The sequence below is a fragment of the Rhodococcus sp. NS-SX18 genome, assembly GCF_057367935.1.
This window is the reverse complement of sequence record NZ_CM170633.1, coordinates 507862-523468: the sequence shown is the minus strand read 5'-3', so window position 1 is coordinate 523468 and position 15607 is coordinate 507862. Positions and strand designations below refer to the sequence as shown.

Annotated in this window: 18 protein-coding genes; 3 read left to right on the top strand and 15 right to left on the bottom strand. The window is 69.8% G+C overall.

The annotated features are described in order from the left end of the window. Positions 1-2: 2 nt before the first annotated feature. The 11 genes from AC2IPW_RS02395 to AC2IPW_RS02345 all read right to left on the bottom strand — a co-directional run bounded on the left by AC2IPW_RS02395 (position 3) and on the right by AC2IPW_RS02345 (position 8772). Positions 3-497: a hydrogenase maturation protease gene (locus AC2IPW_RS02395; RefSeq protein ID WP_003935320.1), complete on the bottom strand. Its 495-nt coding sequence runs from the start codon at positions 495-497 to the stop codon at positions 3-5. 4 nt (positions 498-501) lie between these two features. Further along, the gene (locus AC2IPW_RS02390; protein ID WP_003935321.1) at positions 502-621 is read right to left on the bottom strand and encodes a DUF6893 family small protein; all 120 of its coding nucleotides are present in this window, start codon (positions 619-621) and stop codon (positions 502-504) included. After that, positions 618-1991 carry a hypothetical protein gene (locus AC2IPW_RS02385; RefSeq protein WP_486376202.1) on the bottom strand — a complete coding sequence of 458 codons (1374 nt, stop codon included), beginning with the start codon at positions 1989-1991 and terminating at the stop codon, positions 618-620. The genes AC2IPW_RS02390 and AC2IPW_RS02385 overlap by 4 nt, the downstream gene beginning before the upstream one ends. Next, positions 1988-2659: a DUF6084 family protein gene (locus AC2IPW_RS02380; protein WP_486376201.1), complete on the bottom strand. Its 672-nt coding sequence runs from the start codon at positions 2657-2659 to the stop codon at positions 1988-1990. The genes AC2IPW_RS02385 and AC2IPW_RS02380 overlap by 4 nt, the downstream gene beginning before the upstream one ends. After that, positions 2656-3282 carry a DUF5947 family protein gene (locus tag AC2IPW_RS02375; protein WP_003935324.1) on the bottom strand — a complete coding sequence of 209 codons (627 nt, stop codon included), beginning with the start codon at positions 3280-3282 and terminating at the stop codon, positions 2656-2658. The genes AC2IPW_RS02380 and AC2IPW_RS02375 overlap by 4 nt, the downstream gene beginning before the upstream one ends. Further along, positions 3282-4154, bottom strand: coding sequence for a NifU family protein (locus tag AC2IPW_RS02370; protein WP_486376200.1), 873 nt, complete (start codon positions 4152-4154; stop codon positions 3282-3284). The genes AC2IPW_RS02375 and AC2IPW_RS02370 overlap by 1 nt, the downstream gene beginning before the upstream one ends. Before the next feature lie 3 nt (positions 4155-4157). Beyond that, positions 4158-5942, bottom strand: coding sequence for a nickel-dependent hydrogenase large subunit (locus AC2IPW_RS02365; protein WP_486376199.1), 1785 nt, complete (start codon positions 5940-5942; stop codon positions 4158-4160). 24 nt (positions 5943-5966) lie between these two features. After that, positions 5967-7022: an NADH-quinone oxidoreductase subunit B family protein gene (locus tag AC2IPW_RS02360; RefSeq protein WP_003935327.1), complete on the bottom strand. Its 1056-nt coding sequence runs from the start codon at positions 7020-7022 to the stop codon at positions 5967-5969. Positions 7023-7133: 111 nt separating this feature from the next. After that, positions 7134-7973 carry a hydrogenase nickel incorporation protein HypB gene (hypB, locus tag AC2IPW_RS02355; protein ID WP_371383710.1) on the bottom strand — a complete coding sequence of 280 codons (840 nt, stop codon included), beginning with the start codon at positions 7971-7973 and terminating at the stop codon, positions 7134-7136. A gap of 4 nt (positions 7974-7977) precedes the next feature. Further along, positions 7978-8307: a hydrogenase maturation nickel metallochaperone HypA/HybF gene (locus AC2IPW_RS02350; RefSeq protein WP_003935329.1), complete on the bottom strand. Its 330-nt coding sequence runs from the start codon at positions 8305-8307 to the stop codon at positions 7978-7980. A 72-nt stretch (positions 8308-8379) separates the two neighbouring features. After that, the gene (locus AC2IPW_RS02345) at positions 8380-8772 is read right to left on the bottom strand and encodes an ArsR/SmtB family transcription factor (protein WP_486376198.1); all 393 of its coding nucleotides are present in this window, start codon (positions 8770-8772) and stop codon (positions 8380-8382) included. A gap of 164 nt (positions 8773-8936) precedes the next feature. Between AC2IPW_RS02345 and otsB the strand changes: the two genes are divergently transcribed. Beyond that, positions 8937-9749: a trehalose-phosphatase gene (gene otsB, locus AC2IPW_RS02340; RefSeq protein WP_054373290.1), complete on the top strand. Its 813-nt coding sequence runs from the start codon at positions 8937-8939 to the stop codon at positions 9747-9749. 37 nt (positions 9750-9786) lie between these two features. Beyond that, positions 9787-12219 (top strand): glycoside hydrolase family 65 protein, encoded by a 2433-nt coding sequence (locus tag AC2IPW_RS02335; RefSeq protein WP_486376197.1) that lies wholly within the window; start codon positions 9787-9789, stop codon positions 12217-12219. Between the two features lie 30 nt (positions 12220-12249). Here the strand turns inward: AC2IPW_RS02335 and AC2IPW_RS02330 are convergent, their stop codons facing one another. Together AC2IPW_RS02330 and AC2IPW_RS02325 are read right to left on the bottom strand one after the other, a co-directional pair. Beyond that, positions 12250-12759 (bottom strand): O-acetyl-ADP-ribose deacetylase, encoded by a 510-nt coding sequence (locus tag AC2IPW_RS02330; protein ID WP_486376196.1) that lies wholly within the window; start codon positions 12757-12759, stop codon positions 12250-12252. Then, on the bottom strand, positions 12756-13754 hold the full coding sequence (locus tag AC2IPW_RS02325) for an ADP-ribosylglycohydrolase family protein (RefSeq protein ID WP_486376195.1): 999 nt from the start codon (positions 13752-13754) through the stop codon (positions 12756-12758). Before AC2IPW_RS02325 ends, AC2IPW_RS02330 begins: the two co-directional genes overlap by 4 nt. Before the next feature lie 67 nt (positions 13755-13821). Here AC2IPW_RS02325 and AC2IPW_RS02320 point away from each other — a divergent pair, with 67 nt between their 5' ends. Further along, positions 13822-14502 (top strand): NUDIX hydrolase, encoded by a 681-nt coding sequence (locus AC2IPW_RS02320; protein WP_486376194.1) that lies wholly within the window; start codon positions 13822-13824, stop codon positions 14500-14502. Positions 14503-14515: 13 nt separating this feature from the next. Here the strand turns inward: AC2IPW_RS02320 and AC2IPW_RS02315 are convergent, their stop codons facing one another. Both AC2IPW_RS02315 and AC2IPW_RS02310 read right to left on the bottom strand, forming a co-directional pair. After that, positions 14516-14923, bottom strand: a complete 408-nt coding sequence (locus AC2IPW_RS02315; RefSeq protein ID WP_289377593.1) for a hypothetical protein — start codon at positions 14921-14923, stop codon at positions 14516-14518. 80 nt (positions 14924-15003) lie between these two features. After that, positions 15004-15552 (bottom strand): GNAT family N-acetyltransferase, encoded by a 549-nt coding sequence (locus tag AC2IPW_RS02310; protein ID WP_486376193.1) that lies wholly within the window; start codon positions 15550-15552, stop codon positions 15004-15006. Between the last annotated feature and the right edge of the window lie 55 nt (positions 15553-15607).

The window sequence follows — 15607 nt, the reverse complement described above, 5'->3', positions numbered from 1 at the left end:
GCTCAGCCCTCGTCCCCGGCGACCGCGGCTCCCGCCGGCTGCGCCTCCGCATGCAGGCGGCGCACGGTGCGGAGGACGGCATCGACGGCCGGGCCGACGGCCGCGGCCACCGCCGGGGACAGCCCGAGGCCCTCCTCGACCGCCGCCACCTGGCAGCCCACCACCACGGTAGGGGGCGCCTGCCCGCCGAGCGCCGCGAGGCTCGCGAACACCGCGGCCGGGTCCATGCCGTGCGCGTCGAGGCCCACCGGACCCCGCACGGCGGTGTCGGCTTCGAAGACCCGCACGGCACCCGGCTCGCCGGCGCCGGGCACGGCGTCGACGAGCACGAGCGCGTCCCACCCGTCGAGTAGGTCGTAGGCCAGGTGCATGCCGCGGATCCCATAGTCCACCACCCTGGTTCCGGGTGTGTCGGCCGGGACCCGCCGCACCACCTCGGGGCCGAAGCCGTCGTCGCCGAGGAAGATGTTGCCGATGCCCGCCACCAGGATCCGCATTACGTCACATCCTGCGCATCCGCAGGTACCGCTGGATGTCCGGCAGCGACTGCACCGTCACGACCACACCGCCGATCACCGCGGCGGCCAGTGCCGCAGTGGTCAGCATTCCGATGAATCTCATAGCTCCTCTTTCCTCCCGAGCGGTTCGAGTTCGTCGGGCGCGAAGTACAGGTAGCGCCCGTACCAGTCGTGCAGGTCCGCGGCCGGATCGTCGACGAGGACGACCCCGACATGGGTCTCGCCGTCGACGTCGGCGTGCACGGTGGCCACGCGCGCCACCCGGTCCCGGAAGAACAGGTCCTGCGCGTCGGCCCGGCGCGACGGGTGCAGCCGCACCAGGCTGCCCTGCGCGACCCGGACCCCACCGACCAGCACCCCGTCCGTTTCGGGCCGGACGCTGGTGTCCGCCTCGGGGGTCCACCAGTCGACGCCGTCGGGCAGTTCGGGAATCAGCCCGCCCTCGCGGTGCGGGTCCCGCAGGATCCCGTGCAGGGCCTGCATCTCGGCGGGGGTCATCGTCTCGCAGCGTTCGACGATCTGCGCGGCCCGCGGATCGGTGGCCCGCGCCTCGGCCTTCTCCTCGTCGGTCAGGGTCAGCACCCGCAGGGTGAGGATCTCGTCGATCTCGGTGGCGTCGAACAGGTCCCCGCCGCTCTGCTCGGCGACCTGCGGATGGTCGTACAGGATGATCGGGGACACCAGCAGCGTGGCTGCCTCGCCGGGCACGGCGGGGTCGGCGTCGCCGACGAGGACCGGGAAACAGCGGGTGTGTGCGCACTCGTCCACGAGGCCGGCGACGTCGGCGGGCGGCTCGAGCAGCGAGACGAACCGCCCGCCGCGCGCGGCGAGGATCAGATGCGCGCCGATCAGCGACCGTCGCAGCGCGTCGGCGGCGTCCCCGGGCGGGTCGCCGGTGTTCTCGACGGCGAGGTCCAGGCGCATCGGCGCATCGACTCCGGTGGACGCAGTTGCCTCCACGCGGACGACGGCGTGCACCGGCCGTCGCGTGCGTACCACCCGGCCGGTGACCGCACCGTCCGCGGCGGTGAGCAGTTCGACGTCCGTGCCGCCGGGGACGGCGACCGGAACCGTGTGTGGGGCGGTGAGTTCGCCGACCGGCATCGGCCCGAGGGGAATCTCGCATTCCACGGCCTCGTCCCACCCGATCCACGAGCGGCCCGCGACGGTCAGTTCGGGCACGGTGACGTAGTCGTGGCCGTCGCGGCGCTGCACCGTCCGGGTCTGCAGTTGCAGGAACCGCACGACCACGTCGATCGTGGCGTCGGCGCGCAGCGGGCGCAGCACACACTGCGTGGCCAGCGCCGGCTCCTCACCGATCCCGGCGGCGGCACCGGGCGGACCGAGCACACCGAACTGCCAGCGGGAGTGGTTCTTACGGGAACTCGCCCGATACGGATACAGCAGGTAGCCCTCGTACAGCACAGCGTCGGCCACGGCCCGCACCCGATCGGCCTGCCCCTGCACGGTCACGACGCCGCCTCCCCCGCCCCGGTGGCCGCGGCCGGCCTCGCCTCGGCCGCGCCGAGCAGTTCGGTGACCGCCGCGTCGAGATCGGTGTGCCCGTGCGCCACTTTGTACCGGGTCAGCGCGGCCAGCGTGTCGTGTCCCATGCGGGCGAACCCGGTGCCGGGGAAGTGGCTGCGGATCATCTCGTGCCACACCGCGACCGGCAGGTCGTAGCGGGCCTCGCGGTCCCACGGCACCGGCTCGACGGCCACCCCACCGTCGCCGCGGCCGAACACCGTTCCGCTGAACAGCAGCAGCAGCGGCACCGCGCCGTCGCCGAGGGCGTGCAGATACCGGGCGGCCGCGACCTCGAAGTCGTACGTGCAGGGTAGCGGTAGTGCCGTCTCGCACTCGCCGACGAAGCCCGGCACCATCGTGGAGGTCTGCAACCACGCGAACGAGGAGAGGGTGCTGCCCCACCGGTCGCGCGTGCCGAACAGGTCTCCCAACGCGGCCTCGGCGTCCGGACCGTAGCGTCGGCGTGCCGGTTCCAGGCGCACCTGGCAGCGCAGCGCCACGCTGTGCACCGGCGCACCCGTGGTTTCCCGGATCCGGAGGCGCGCGGTGAGGCTCGGGGTGGCGGCATACGGTTCGGGAGCGATGTCGACGACCGTGAAGTCCAGGGCGGTCACGACTGCCCCCTCCCCTGGACGGGCCGGCTCCGCCGGGCGACCTCCGCGAAGAAGGCGTCGAGCTCGGCACGGGCCTCGGTGCCGCCGTCGAAGCCGCGCCAGACCTGTCGCAGCCGGCCGACCAGCGCGTAGCAGGCGTCGATGGGTACCAGATGACAGACGGCGGCGCCCCGTCGCGGAACCCGCACGATCAGCGCCTCCACGTCCGGCAGCGGGGGCACGAGCGACGGGTTGCCGCCGCACAGCGCCTCCCAGGCGTCCAGCGGCAGTTCCGATTCCGTCGCGCCGGCCGGGCCGGGATAGAACGCGACGGTCCGGTCCAGGGACGAATTCCGGAAGAAGAACGCCAGGTTCACCGGGATCTCGAGGCTTTCCCACGCGCCGGCGGTGAGCGCGAACTCCGGGAAGGACAGGTACCGCTCCGGCACCGCCCGGTAGCGCAGTTCCGCCCCGGGATCGGTGAACAGCAGACAGCAGGCCCGGCATACGCACATCAGCTGGCGTGCCTGCACGTCGACGACGTGCCCGTGCCCGTCGTCGATGCCCACGGCGCACATCTCGCAGCGCTCCCCCTTCGGCCGGGGTGCGGCGATACGCTGCAGGACCTCGAAGGGGGACGGCATCACGCCACCCCGGCGGGCACGGCCACCGACAGCACCCCGTCCCGCACCAGCACCGGCACCGGTTCGAGGTGTTCGTCGCCCCCGTCGAGCCGGACCCCGGCAGCGCGCACGTCGAAGTGCGCCGCACAGGTCGGGCACCGCAGCACCGCCGCGTCCGTGCCGGCCCCGGCTCGCCGGTGCAGCGTCGCGCCGACGAACGCACGGGTGCAGACCGGGCACCGGTCCCGGTAGGCGAGGAGCTCACCGGCGACGCGGCACACCAGGACCGGCAGTCCGGCGACGACGAAGCCGCCGACCTCCCCTTCCGGTATCTCGTCGAGTTCTGGCGCGGCACACCATGTTCCACGAACATCGGAATGCACTCGGGTGAACAGTGCCGCCGCCGGGATGAGTCCTTGCCCCGTGGAGTCGGCGGTCTCGACCTCGAGCTCGGTGATCTCCGGCGCTGCCGCCCGCACCGCCTCCTGCACGGCCAGCTCCAGGGTCACTGCCGACGACGGGCATCCGTGGCAGCTGCCGAGCAGACGCAACCGGACCACGTCGTCGCGGATCGCGACCAGCTCGACGTCCCCGCCGTGGGACCCTAGGTACGGGCGCACCCCGTCCAGTGCCGTGCGCACCCGGGTCTCCACGTCGTGCGGGTGCAGCCCGTGGACCAGCAGCAGGCTGGCGACCAGATCGTCGCGGGCCAGGTCGTCCATCGCGCCGGGATGCCGGGCGAGCACCTCGCAGATTCCGGCCAGTCCCGCCCCGTAGAGTCCCATCACCTCCCGGACCAGGTCCTCGGCCCGTTCGCGCGCCGCCGGCCCGGCCGCAGAGGTCGCGTCCAGCAGTGCCTCGATCCGTTCACCCGACTCGCGCCATCGCTCCATCCGTCACTCCCCGGTGACCGACTGGGTCGGCGAGTGCAGTTTCTCGAGGGTCTTCCCGTCTCCGAGATACATGTGCACCCCGCAGGGCAGGCACGGGTCGAAACTGCGCACGGTGCGCATGATGTCGATGCCCTTGAAGTGCTCTCGGTCGTTCTCCTCGAAGATCGGCTGCCCCTGCACCGCGTCCTCGTACGGGCCGGGCGTGCCGTAGCTGTCCCGCGGGCTGGCGTTCCACGGCGTCGGCGGATACGGATGGTAATTGGCGATCTTCCCGTCACGGATCACCAGATGATGCGAAAGGACGCCCCGCACCGCCTCGGTGAATCCGCAGCCGATGCCCTCGTCGGGCACCTCGAACGGTTCCCAGGTCTTGGTGCGGCCGGCCCGGATCTCCACCAGCGCCTTCTCGGCGAAGTGCAGGGCGCACGCCGCGGCGTAGGCCTGGAAGTAGGTGCGGGCCCGGTTGCGTTCGAGAGTGTTGCTGCCGTGCTGCGGGATCTTCCACTCCAGCGTCACCGGCCCCTTCAGCGCGGTCTTGGGGAGGTTGATCTGCACGCTCGACCCGGTGGACTTGACGTAACCGATGTCGACGAGCCCGGCCAGCGCCGTCGACCACAACCGGGCCAGCGGCCCGCCCCCGGTGTCGAGGGCCAGGTAGTCGGTGCCGTCGAACCAGCGGGGTGACATCACCCAGCTGTACTTGTCCTCGAGATCGCGTTTCTGTGGTCTCGGATTGGTGTGCTGGTTCCAGGGATGGCGCCGGTCCACCGGGTTGCCCAGCGGATCGGTCTTCACGAACATCTCCTGATCCGTCCAGTCCTCGTAGTACGAGGAGCCGAGCAGGATGCGCAGGCCCAGGTTGATGTCCACCAGCGAGGTCGTCACCAGCTTGCCGTCGACGACCACCCCCGGGGTGACGAACATCTTCCGGCCCCAGTTCTCCATGTCCCGGTAGGCGAAGTTGCACGTCTCCGGGTCCTGGAACGACCCCCAGCACCCGAGCAGGGTGCGCCGCAGTCCCACCTTTTCGTACCCCGGCAGCGCCTCGTAGAAGAAGTCGAACAGGTCGTCGTGCATGGGCACGACATTCTTCATGAACTCGACGTAGCGCATGAGCCGGGTCAGGTAGTCGGTCATCAGCTGGATGGTGGCGACCGTGCCGACGCCGCCCGGGTACAGGGTGGACGGGTGTACGTGGCGACCCTCCATGAGACAGAACATCTCCCGGGTCGAGCGGCTCACGTGCAGTGCCTCGCGGTAGAACTCGCCGGTGAACGGATTGAGCGAGCGCATGATGTCCGCGATCGTGCGGTAGCCGTGCTGGTCCTCCCGGGGGGCACGGGTGTTCTCGGCCTTCGCCAGCACCCCCGGGTTGGTCTCGGAGACCATCTTCTCGCAGTAGTCGACCCCTACCAGGTTCTCCTGGAAGATGTTGTGGTCGAACATGTATTCCGCGGCCTCGCCGAGGTTGACGATCCACTCGCCCAGGTGCGGGGGCTTGGCGCCGTACGCCATGTTCTGTGCGTAGCAGGAACAGGTCGCGTGGTTGTCCCCGCAGATGCCGCAGATGCGGCTGGTGATGAAGTGCGCGTCGCGCGGGTCCTTGCCCTTCATGAACAGCGAGTAGCCGCGGAAGATCGACGAGGTGCTGTGACATTCGGCCACTTCACGGTTCGCGAAGTCGATCTTCGTGTAGATACCCAGACTGCCCACGATTCTGGTGATCGGATCCCACGCCATCTCCACCAGATTGCTGCCGGCGGCGGGATCGGGGACGGTGGCTGTCATCGGGCTGCCTCTCTCGGGGCGGGACTACCAGGTACGGGTCGCGCCGGTGGTGAGTTCCGTGCCGGGCGTACGCCAGGACGGCTCCTTGTCCAATGTGCTCTTCGTCAGACTTCGCAGCTGCCGCACCGCCGAGCCGTACACGCCCACGGCCCTCGTCGAGAGCTTCCCCCCGGGCGGCTCGTCCATGAACGGCATGAACTTGTCCGGGAAGCCGGGCATCGTGCAGCCGATGCAGATACCCCCGACGTTGGGGCATCCACCGATTCCGTTCATCCAACCCCGTTTGGGGACATTGCATTTGACGACCGGTCCCCAGCAGCCGATCTTCACGATGCACTTCGGGGAGCCGTACTCGGTGGCGAAGTCGCCCTGCTCGTAGTACCCGGCGCGATCGCAGCCCTCGTGCACAGTGATGCCGAACAACCACTGCGGCCGCAGCGCCTCGTCCAGCGGGATCATCGGCGCTTGATTCGTCGCCTGGTACAGCAGGTAGGTCAGCGTCTCGGACAGGTTGTCCGGCTGGATGGGGCATCCCGGCACGCACACGATCGGGATACCCGCCTTCGACTTCCATTCCCAGCCCAGATAGTCGGGCACACCCATCGCGCCGGTCGGGTTACCGGCCATGGCGTGAATGCCGCCGTACGTGGCGCAGGTGCCCGCCGCGACGATCGCCGTGGCCTTCGGCGCCAACCGGTCCAGCCACTCGCTGGTGGTGATCGGCTGTCCGGTCTCTTCGTTGTTGCCGAAGCCGGACCAGTACCCCTCGTCGTGCAGCTTCTCGTTGGGGATCGAGCCCTCGACCACCAGGACGAACGGTTCGAGCTCGCCGCGGTCCGCCTTGCGGAACCATTCGAGGAAGTCGTCCGCACCACCCTCGGGGCCGCATTCGAAATCGATCAGCGGCCAATGCACCGCGACCTTCGGCAGCCCCGGCAGCGCGCCGAGTGCAATCTCTTCCACACTGGGTTGCGTGGCGGCGGTGAGAGCCACGGAATCGCCGTCACAACTGAGCCCGGCGTTGATCCACAGCACGTGGATCAAGGCCTCTTCGGCCGCCTGAGCTTCGGGTGTGGGCATGCCGACCACTTTCCGGAGCGCCCCACGCTCCTGCGCCGCAGGAGTCGACCTTCGGCCCACTTGCGCGGCGCTTTCTCTATTAACGCCCCGTTCCGGAGGGATGTCAACGAATCATGATCGTCCCGACCGGCGGTCGGCGATCCAGCGGTACCACGCCTCCATGCCCTCCCCCGTGGAGGCCGACACCGCGAGCACCTCCACGCCGGGGTTGACCGATCCGGCGTGGAGGCCACAGGTTTCGAGCTCGAAGTCGACGTACGGCAGCAGGTCGACCTTGTTGACGACGACGAGATCGGCGACCGCGAAGATGTGCGGATACTTGAGCGGTTTGTCCGTTCCCTCCGGCGTCGAGATGATCACCACCTTGGCCTGCTCCCCCAGGTCGAAGAGGGCCGGGCACACCAGATTGCCCACGTTCTCGACGAACACCAGCGTGCCCGGAGCCGGATCCAGGGCGATGAGCGCGTCATGCATCATCTGTGCGTCGAGATGGCATCCGGCGCCGGTATTGACCTGCACCGCGACACATCCCGCCGAGCGGATGCGCTCGGCATCGAGCAGGGTCTCCTGGTCGCCCTCGATCACCGCGATCGGCGCAGAGCCGGACAACTCCCGGATCGTTCGTTCGAGCAGGGTGGTCTTGCCGGCCCCCGGTGAACTCATCACGTTGATCGCCGTCACGCCGCGACCCGCGAGCCACCCCCGCGTACGCTCGGCGAGCAGGTCGTTCTTCGCGAGCACCTGCTGTTCGAGCGTGACGGTCTCGGTCTGCACCGGCGCACCGTCGTGCCCGTGCTCGTGCTCGTGCCCGTCACCGTGGCCGTGGCCGTGGCCGTGGCCGTGGCCGTGGCCGTGGCCGTGGCCGTGGCCGTGGCCGTGAGGAAGGTCGTGCTCGTGCGGCACCGTGATCCGCGGCCCCGCCTCGTCGTCACAGCCACAGGTGGCACACATCGCTTCAGCTCACCTCCATCGACACGATTCGAAGCTCGCGGCCCGACCGCACTTCGACATCGGCACTTCCACAGGAGCACAACAGGATCGGATCCGACAGAGCGAATTCTGCACCGCAGTCCCGGCACTGCCCGACACCGGCGGGCGTCTCGATGTCCAATCGCGCACCTTCCGCGACGGTGCCCACCGTGACCAGCTCGAAGCAGAACAGCATCGAGTCGGGGATCACGGCACACAGCGCTCCCACCGCGACGCGCACACTGTGCACGCGACGGTCGCCGGCGTGCTCGCACACCGCGTCCACGACGCTCTGCGCGATCGACAATTCGTGCATCGCGGCCCCACTCCGCCCACCTCACGGGCTCGTCTCCACGATAGGCCGTGGGCCCGCCTCGGGGACGCGGAATCAGATGCTTCCACTCTCCGGGCCGGCGTGGCCACGGTCCGGGTGTGTGTGCCCGGCGTGCTGGTGGGTCGCGCCGATCGAATGCAGCAACTCGTGGACCGTCTCGTCCACGAGGCGGTACCGCACCATTCGACCCTCACGTTCCGCCGCCACCCAGCCCTGGTTGCGCAGCAGGCGCAGCGCGTGGGACACCGCGGTGCCGGTCATCTCCAGGGCTGCGGCAAGGTCGGTGACACAGATGCCCGGCGCGTGGTGCAGGCACAGCAGCAAGCGCAGCCGGTTCACGTCCGACAACAGTTCGAAGCGGTGGGCCCACCGGTCGATGTCCGGCGTGTGCAGTGCCGCAACGGCGCGCTGCACGTCGGCGGGGTCGAACATTGCGCCGGACGTCATGGGATGGAGTCTACGAACCCGGGGGCCGTCGTTGTGCCCACAGCCGTACCCCGTGTGCGGACCGGATGGTCCCTCGCCCCACGAGCCGGCCCTACAGTAGGAGGGGTAGACCGTGGCCGCGCCGCACGCGCGGCGTCCGCCGCGTCACAGGGGGTGCTCCGACAATGGAGGAAACTTCGGTCCGCGACCTGCCTCGCGCGCTGGGGAACGAAGACCTGACCCGCCGGCTGGCGGCGTGCCGGCCGGCGGTGTTCCTCGACTACGACGGAGTGCTCACTCCGATCGTGTCGCGGCCCGAGGACGCCGTGATCTCGGACGGCATGCGTACCGTCGTCCGCGACCTCGCATCACGGTGTCCGGTGTGCGTCGTGACCGGCCGGGACCGGGCTGTGGTGCAGCAGCTGATGGGCGTCGACGACCTGGTGGTGGCCGGCAGCCACGGCTTCGACATCTGGACTCCGCAGCGCGGCTCCGTCTCCGACGACCGCGTGGCCCGGTTCGCGGACCTCGTCGCCGCGGTGACCGAGCGGCTCCGCACCGAGACCGGGACGATCCCGGGTGCGTTGGTGGAGCCGAAGCGCGCGTCGGTCGCGGTGCACTACCGGCTCGTCGACCCCGCGGACCGGAACCGGATCGAGGCGATCGTGCAGACGCTGCTCACCGACCATCACGGCGAACTGAAGGTCACCCCAGGGAAGATGGTGTACGAACTCGCACCCGCCATCGACTGGGACAAGGGCCGGGCGGTGCTGTACCTCGTCGACGTTCTCGGCCTCGACTCCGCCGACACGGTCCCGGTGTACCTGGGCGACGACATCACCGACGAGGACGCCTTCCGGGCGTTGCGCGGCCGGGGGATCGGCATCCTCGTGGGCCGGCCGGACGATCCGGAGATGGCGGGCCGGAACACGGCCGCCGAGTTCGCACTCGCCTCCGTCGACGAGGTGGAGCGCTTCTTGACCACACTGGCGCGGTGATCGGGGGACCACGCCCAGGGACATCCAGGGGGACGTCGTGCAGGACCCGAAGTTCGGACTCGACTACGACCGGTTCGACAGCGCGTCGGAGGGACTGCGGGAGGCGCTGACCTCCACCGGGAACGGTTACTTCTGCACGCGCGGCACCGCCGAGTGGGAGGACATGAGTCCCATCCACTACCCCGGCACCTACGTGCACGGGATCTACAACCGCGAGACCACCATCATGGGCGGACGCCCGGTGCTGAACGAGGACCTGGTCAACGTCTCGAACTGGCTGGTCCTCAAGCTTCGTATCGAAGGCGGGGACGCCGTCCGGCTCGACGACGTCGACGTGCTGTCCTATCGGCACACCTACGACATCCGGCTCGCCACGGTGAAGCGCGAGCTGCGATTCCGGGACCGGTTCGGGCGGGAGACCACCCTGCGGAGCCGTCGCTTCGTGAGCATGGCGCAGAGCCATCAGGCCGGGATCGAGTGGACGCTCGTGCCGGAGAACTGGTCCGGTGCGGTGGAGGTGGTCTCGGCACTGGACGGCCGCGTCACGAACCAGATCGTCGCCCGCTACCGGCAGCTCGAGGGCCGCCACCTGGATCCGGTGTCCCCGCGCACCTTCGGCAACGAGACCATCGCACTGCGCGTGCAGACCCGGCAGTCCGACATCTACATCGCCGAGGCCGCACGCACCCGGGTCTTCCGCGGAGAGGGCTACGACGACGGCCCCCTGGAGGTCGACCGCTCGCTGTACCAGATGGAGGACTACATCCAGCAGGTGCTCTCCTTCGACGTCGAGCAGGGCCGGCCGACGCGTGTGGAGAAGATGGTGTCGCTGTTCACCTCCCGGGACAATGCGATCACCGAGGCGCTGGCCGCGTCCGGCCGGCACGTGCTGCGGTACCCGGATTTCGCCCCCGCGTATGCCGAGCACGAAGCGGCGTGGGACGAGTTGTGGGACATCTGCGACGTCCGGCTGCCCAGCGAACCCCGGGCCGACCTCCTGCTGCGGCTGCACGTCGCGCACGTGCTGCAGGTCTGTTCCCGGCACACGGCGCGGCACGACGTCGGCGTGCCGGCGCGCGGCCTCAACGGAGAGGCGTACCGGGGGCACGTGTTCTGGGACGAGATGTACATCCAGCCGTTCCTGAACCTGCGGATGCCGGAGGTGACCCGGAGCCTGCTGCTCTACCGGTACCGCCGGCTGTCCGAGGCCCAGGCCGCGGCCGAGGAAGCCGGGTACCGGGGCGCGATGTTCCCCTGGCAGAGCGGCAGCGACGGCACCGAGGAGACTCAGGCCGTCCATCTCAATCCCCTTTCCGGGCAGTGGGATCCAGACCTCAGCCGGAATCAGCGGCACGTCAACGCGGCGATCTTCTACAACGTGTGGCGCTTCCTGCAGGCGACCGACGACACGGAGTTCCTGGCCGACTACGGCGCCGAGCTGATGCTCGAGATCGCCCGGTTCTGGGCGTCGGCGACCCACTACAACCCCGAGCGCGAACGGTACGAGATCCACGGCGTGATGGGGCCGGACGAGTTCCACGAACGCCACCCCGGCGCGGCCGAGGCGGGCCTGCGCAACAACGCCTACACCAACGTCATGGTGGCCTGGATCATGGCGACGGTCCCGGCGGTGCTCGACTCGCTCTCGGCCAGCCGACGGCGCGCCCTGCTCGCCCAGCTCGCGGTCACCGACGAGGAGCTGCGCACGTGGGACGACATGAGCCGGCGGATGTTCGTGCCCTTCCACGAGGGCGTCGTCAGCCAGTTCGAGGGCTACGACGAACTCGAGGAACTCGACTGGGAGCACTACCGCGCCGCATACCCCAACATCCAGCGGCTCGATCGCATCCTCCGGGCGGAGGGCGAGGATCCGAACCGGTTCAAGATGGCCAAGCAGGCCGACACGGTCATGTTGTTCTTCCTGCTCGACGACGACGAACTGCATGCGACGTTCGAGCGGCTGGGCTACCCGTACGACCAGGAGCTGGCCCGTCGCACCATCGAGTACTACGACCAGCGGACCTCGCACGGGTCGACGCTCAGCCACGTCACCTTCGCCGGAGTACTTGCCGACATCCATCCGCCCAGCTCGTGGGAGCGCTTCATGCTGGCGCTCGAGAGCGACGTCAGCGACATCCAAGGTGGAACCACCAAGGAAGGCATCCACATGGGCGTCATGTCCGGCACGCTGGACCTGCTGCAGAGCAGCTTCGTCGGCGCCCGGGTCTACAACGGCGTGCTGCTGTTCCGGCCCCGGCTCGTGGACCGGCTCGACGGCGTGTCCTTCTCGATCCGGTTCCGCGGCACCCCGCTACGGGTGCGCATCGTGGGCGGCGAACTGACGGTGCTCGCCCAGTCCGAGGGGTTCCACGGACCCGTCCGGGTGGGTCTCGACGGCCAGATCTGCGAACTCGGCTCCGGCGAGAGTTGTGTGTTCACCCTCCCCTCGCAGGAACCGTCGATGCCCTGAGCACCGCACAACCGTTTCGGCGCCGGCGTCCTAGGGCAACGTGCGGCGCATCAGTTCGGCGACGCTCCGGTCGAACGCGACGAGTGTGACGATCTCGACGGCGGTCCGGGCGGAGGTCAGGGCCGTGACCGCCTGCCGGATCGCGTCCTCCTTCGGCCAGCCGTAGGCACCGGCGGAGATGAGCGGGAACGCGACGGTGCGGGCGCCGACGGTGTCGGCGACGGCGAGACTGCGGGTGTAGGCCGACCGCAGAAGGCGCGAGCGGTCCTCGTGGGGCGAGTAGACCGGTCCGACGGTGTGGATCACCCAGCGCGCCGGGAGCTTTCCGGCGGTGGTGGCTACCGCCGCACCCACGTCCAGGCCGTTGGGCAGGGTCGTCGCGCGCAGGGCCTTGCAGGCGGCGAGGATCTCCGGACCGCCGGCGTGGTGGATGGCGCCGTCGACGCCGCCGCCTCCGAGGAGTGAGGACTTGGCGGCGTTGACGATCGCGTCGACGTGCTGGGCGGTGATGTCGCCGTGGACGACGTCGATGAGGGTCACGACTGCTCCTGGAACGTAGTGGGACGAGCGGGGACGGCGGCGGGACGACCGTATCCCTCCCGGGCGGCCGCCGTGGCCAGCCGGGTCAGGTCGTGCGCGGTGTGCCCGGGCCAGCCGTGCAGGATGCGTCGCCAACGATCCGGGACCGCCGAGGCGCCCCAGCGAGCGCCGAGCAGTCCGCCCGCGATGGCCGCGGTGGTGTCGGTGTCACCACCGGCGCGGACCGCGGCCTCGAGTGCGCGCTGCAGGTGCCCGGGGTCGGAATCGTCGGTCGTGCTGATCGCCCACCACGCGGTCTGCAGGGCGTGGACGGTCCATCCGTTGTTCGCGAAGTCGTCGGGCGAGCCGCGCTCGGCCCGGTCGAGCAACGGACCCCAGTAGCCGGCGACGTCGGCGGGGCAGACCTGCAGGTACCCGCGGACACCGTCGAAGGTGCCGTGCAGGACGGCGTGGCGGATCGCGTACGTCCACAGCCGGCAGGCCTGGACCGCCTGCGGGTCGTCATGGGTCAGCAAAGCCACCTGCCCCGCGGCGACGAGCGCAGCGTCCGCACCGCCCGCGCCGAGACAGGACAGGGCGACGGGGGCGGTGCGCATGAGAGCGCCGTTGCCGCCCTTGCGGCCGGGGACGGCGCGGGCACGGGCCTGCATCGCGGCGCCCCCCGCGGGGCGGTGCGAAAGCACCGCGCGGGTCTGGTTGCCGATGTCCTTCGGGTGCGAGTCGAACCACCGCACGAACTGCGCCGCCACCGCGTCGAGGCCGGCGGCGCCGGCGAGGTCGACGCCTGTGGCCGCGACCTCGGCGACGGCGACGGCCATCGCGGTGTCGTCGGTCCACTCCCCCGGTTCCCACCCGAACACGCCGCCGCCGACCATGTCGATCTCCGCGTCCGCAGCGGGGTGCGTGAACTCGTAGCCGGCGCCGAGGGCGTCCCCGGCCGCCGTCGCCAGCAGCACCCCCACCGCCCGATCGCACTGTCGTGTCGTCAATGTCATCGCCCGCTCCACCCTTCGATCAAATCTGCGCTATCAATTTAGATCATATCGGCGCTAAGGTGCAACCGTGAACGAGTGGACGGACGAGACCGGCCGGACGCTGGCCGACTATCCGCACCCGTCGGCCGCGGTGGACGTCGCTGTGCTGACCTGTTCCGACGGCGAACTCCGGGTGCTGGCCGTCGAGCACGGCCACGACCTCCTCGCCCTGCCCGGCACATTTCTCCGCGAACGCGAACGGCTCGCCGACGCCGCCCGGCGCGTACTGCGCGACAAGACGAACCTCACCGGCATCCGATTCCACCAGATCGGTGCGTTCGACGCCCCCGACCGGGACCCGCGCGGATGGGTGATCTCCATCGCCCATGCCGCGGCGGTGCCCCGCGAGGACCTCCCGCCCCGCGCCCTCCTCGTGGGCGTGCGCGACGGAAAGGCCGGGCAGCCGCTGGCTTTCGATCATTCCGAGATGGTGGCCGCGGCCGTCGCGGATCTGCGGGCACGCTACGCGCAGCGGGTCGATCCCGACGGGCTGCTCGGCGACGAGTTCACCGTCCTCGAATTGCGGCGGCTGTACGAGGTGGTATTCGGCCTTCCGCTGCAGAAGGACTCGTTCCGCCGCCACGTCGTCGACGCTCTCGACAGCACCGGGCGCATGTCGAGTCCGGGCACCGGCCGGCCGGCGGAACTGTTCCGCCGCAAGGACGGCGCCCGGTTGCCGGCTCAGGCGGCGGTGTTGTTCACCGGCTGAGGCGCCCGCGGGTTCACAGGATCGGGTAGACGAAGTGCCCGGGTCCGCCGCCCGGCAGACTCGAACCGGTGACGTTCGGGAGGTTGGCGGGCAGTCGGATCAGCTTGTGCGGCTGACCGTTTCCATCCGCTTGCCAGCAGTCGGTGGTCACGCCGTGGAACCCGACGCAGACGATCCGGGTGCCGGTGCCGAACGGTGACGTGAGCCGATTCCGGTTCACCAGCGGATTCCAGTAGTCGAGGTCCGCAGGGGTCAGGAAGTCCTTGGTCTCGTAGGGCACCATCGGTGTCGGATAGGACGGAATCTCGGGCCACTCGTCCTGGGCCGTCGCCGGGCCGGATGCGCCGAAGACTGCGGCGGCCGTCAGCAGCAGCGTTGCTCCCGCTCGCCGGGTACGGCGGCCGATACGGTTGCTCGTCATCTCGCCTCCTCGCGGAACTCGTCCGACCATGGAAGCACGTCGCCGTCGCCCGCGGCGGGCGCCACGCGGAGACGGACCGGTCAGCCGAGCCGCTTGTGGAAGACGACGACGTCGCACGGAACGGCGAGCAGCGGAACCAGTTCGGGGTACATGACCTCGGGGCCCTCCATCCGCACCGGCACGTATCCCATTCGCGGATACCACTGCGACAGGAACACCTTCGACGGGTGCTCGAAGTCTCTGGGCTGGATGATCTCGAGCTGCATGATCTCGTTCCCGAGCCGCGCAGCGTGGGACTCGGCGAACCGCACGAGGGCACTGCCGATGCCTGCGCCCCGCACCTCCGGGTCGGCGGCGAGCATCCCGAACTCGGCGACGCGGGCATCGAGTTGCACCACCTTCACGCAGCCCACGATCCGGTCGCCGAACGATGCGACGAAGAGCTGACCGGCACCGGCACATTGGGCGATCTCGGTCGCCGACGTCCGGGTGGCCCCCTCCGGCCACATGCCGTCCTCGGCGACGGCATAGACGGCATTGACGAGGTCGGCGACCACCTTGGCGGTGTCGTCACTACCGTCGGTCGAGCGCACCAGCGGCGCGATGCTCAGTTCCCCAGAGTCCGTCAACGTCTTTCACCCGAATTTCTCGACGACCGCCGCCCGCTTCAGCGGAGAACGGGCG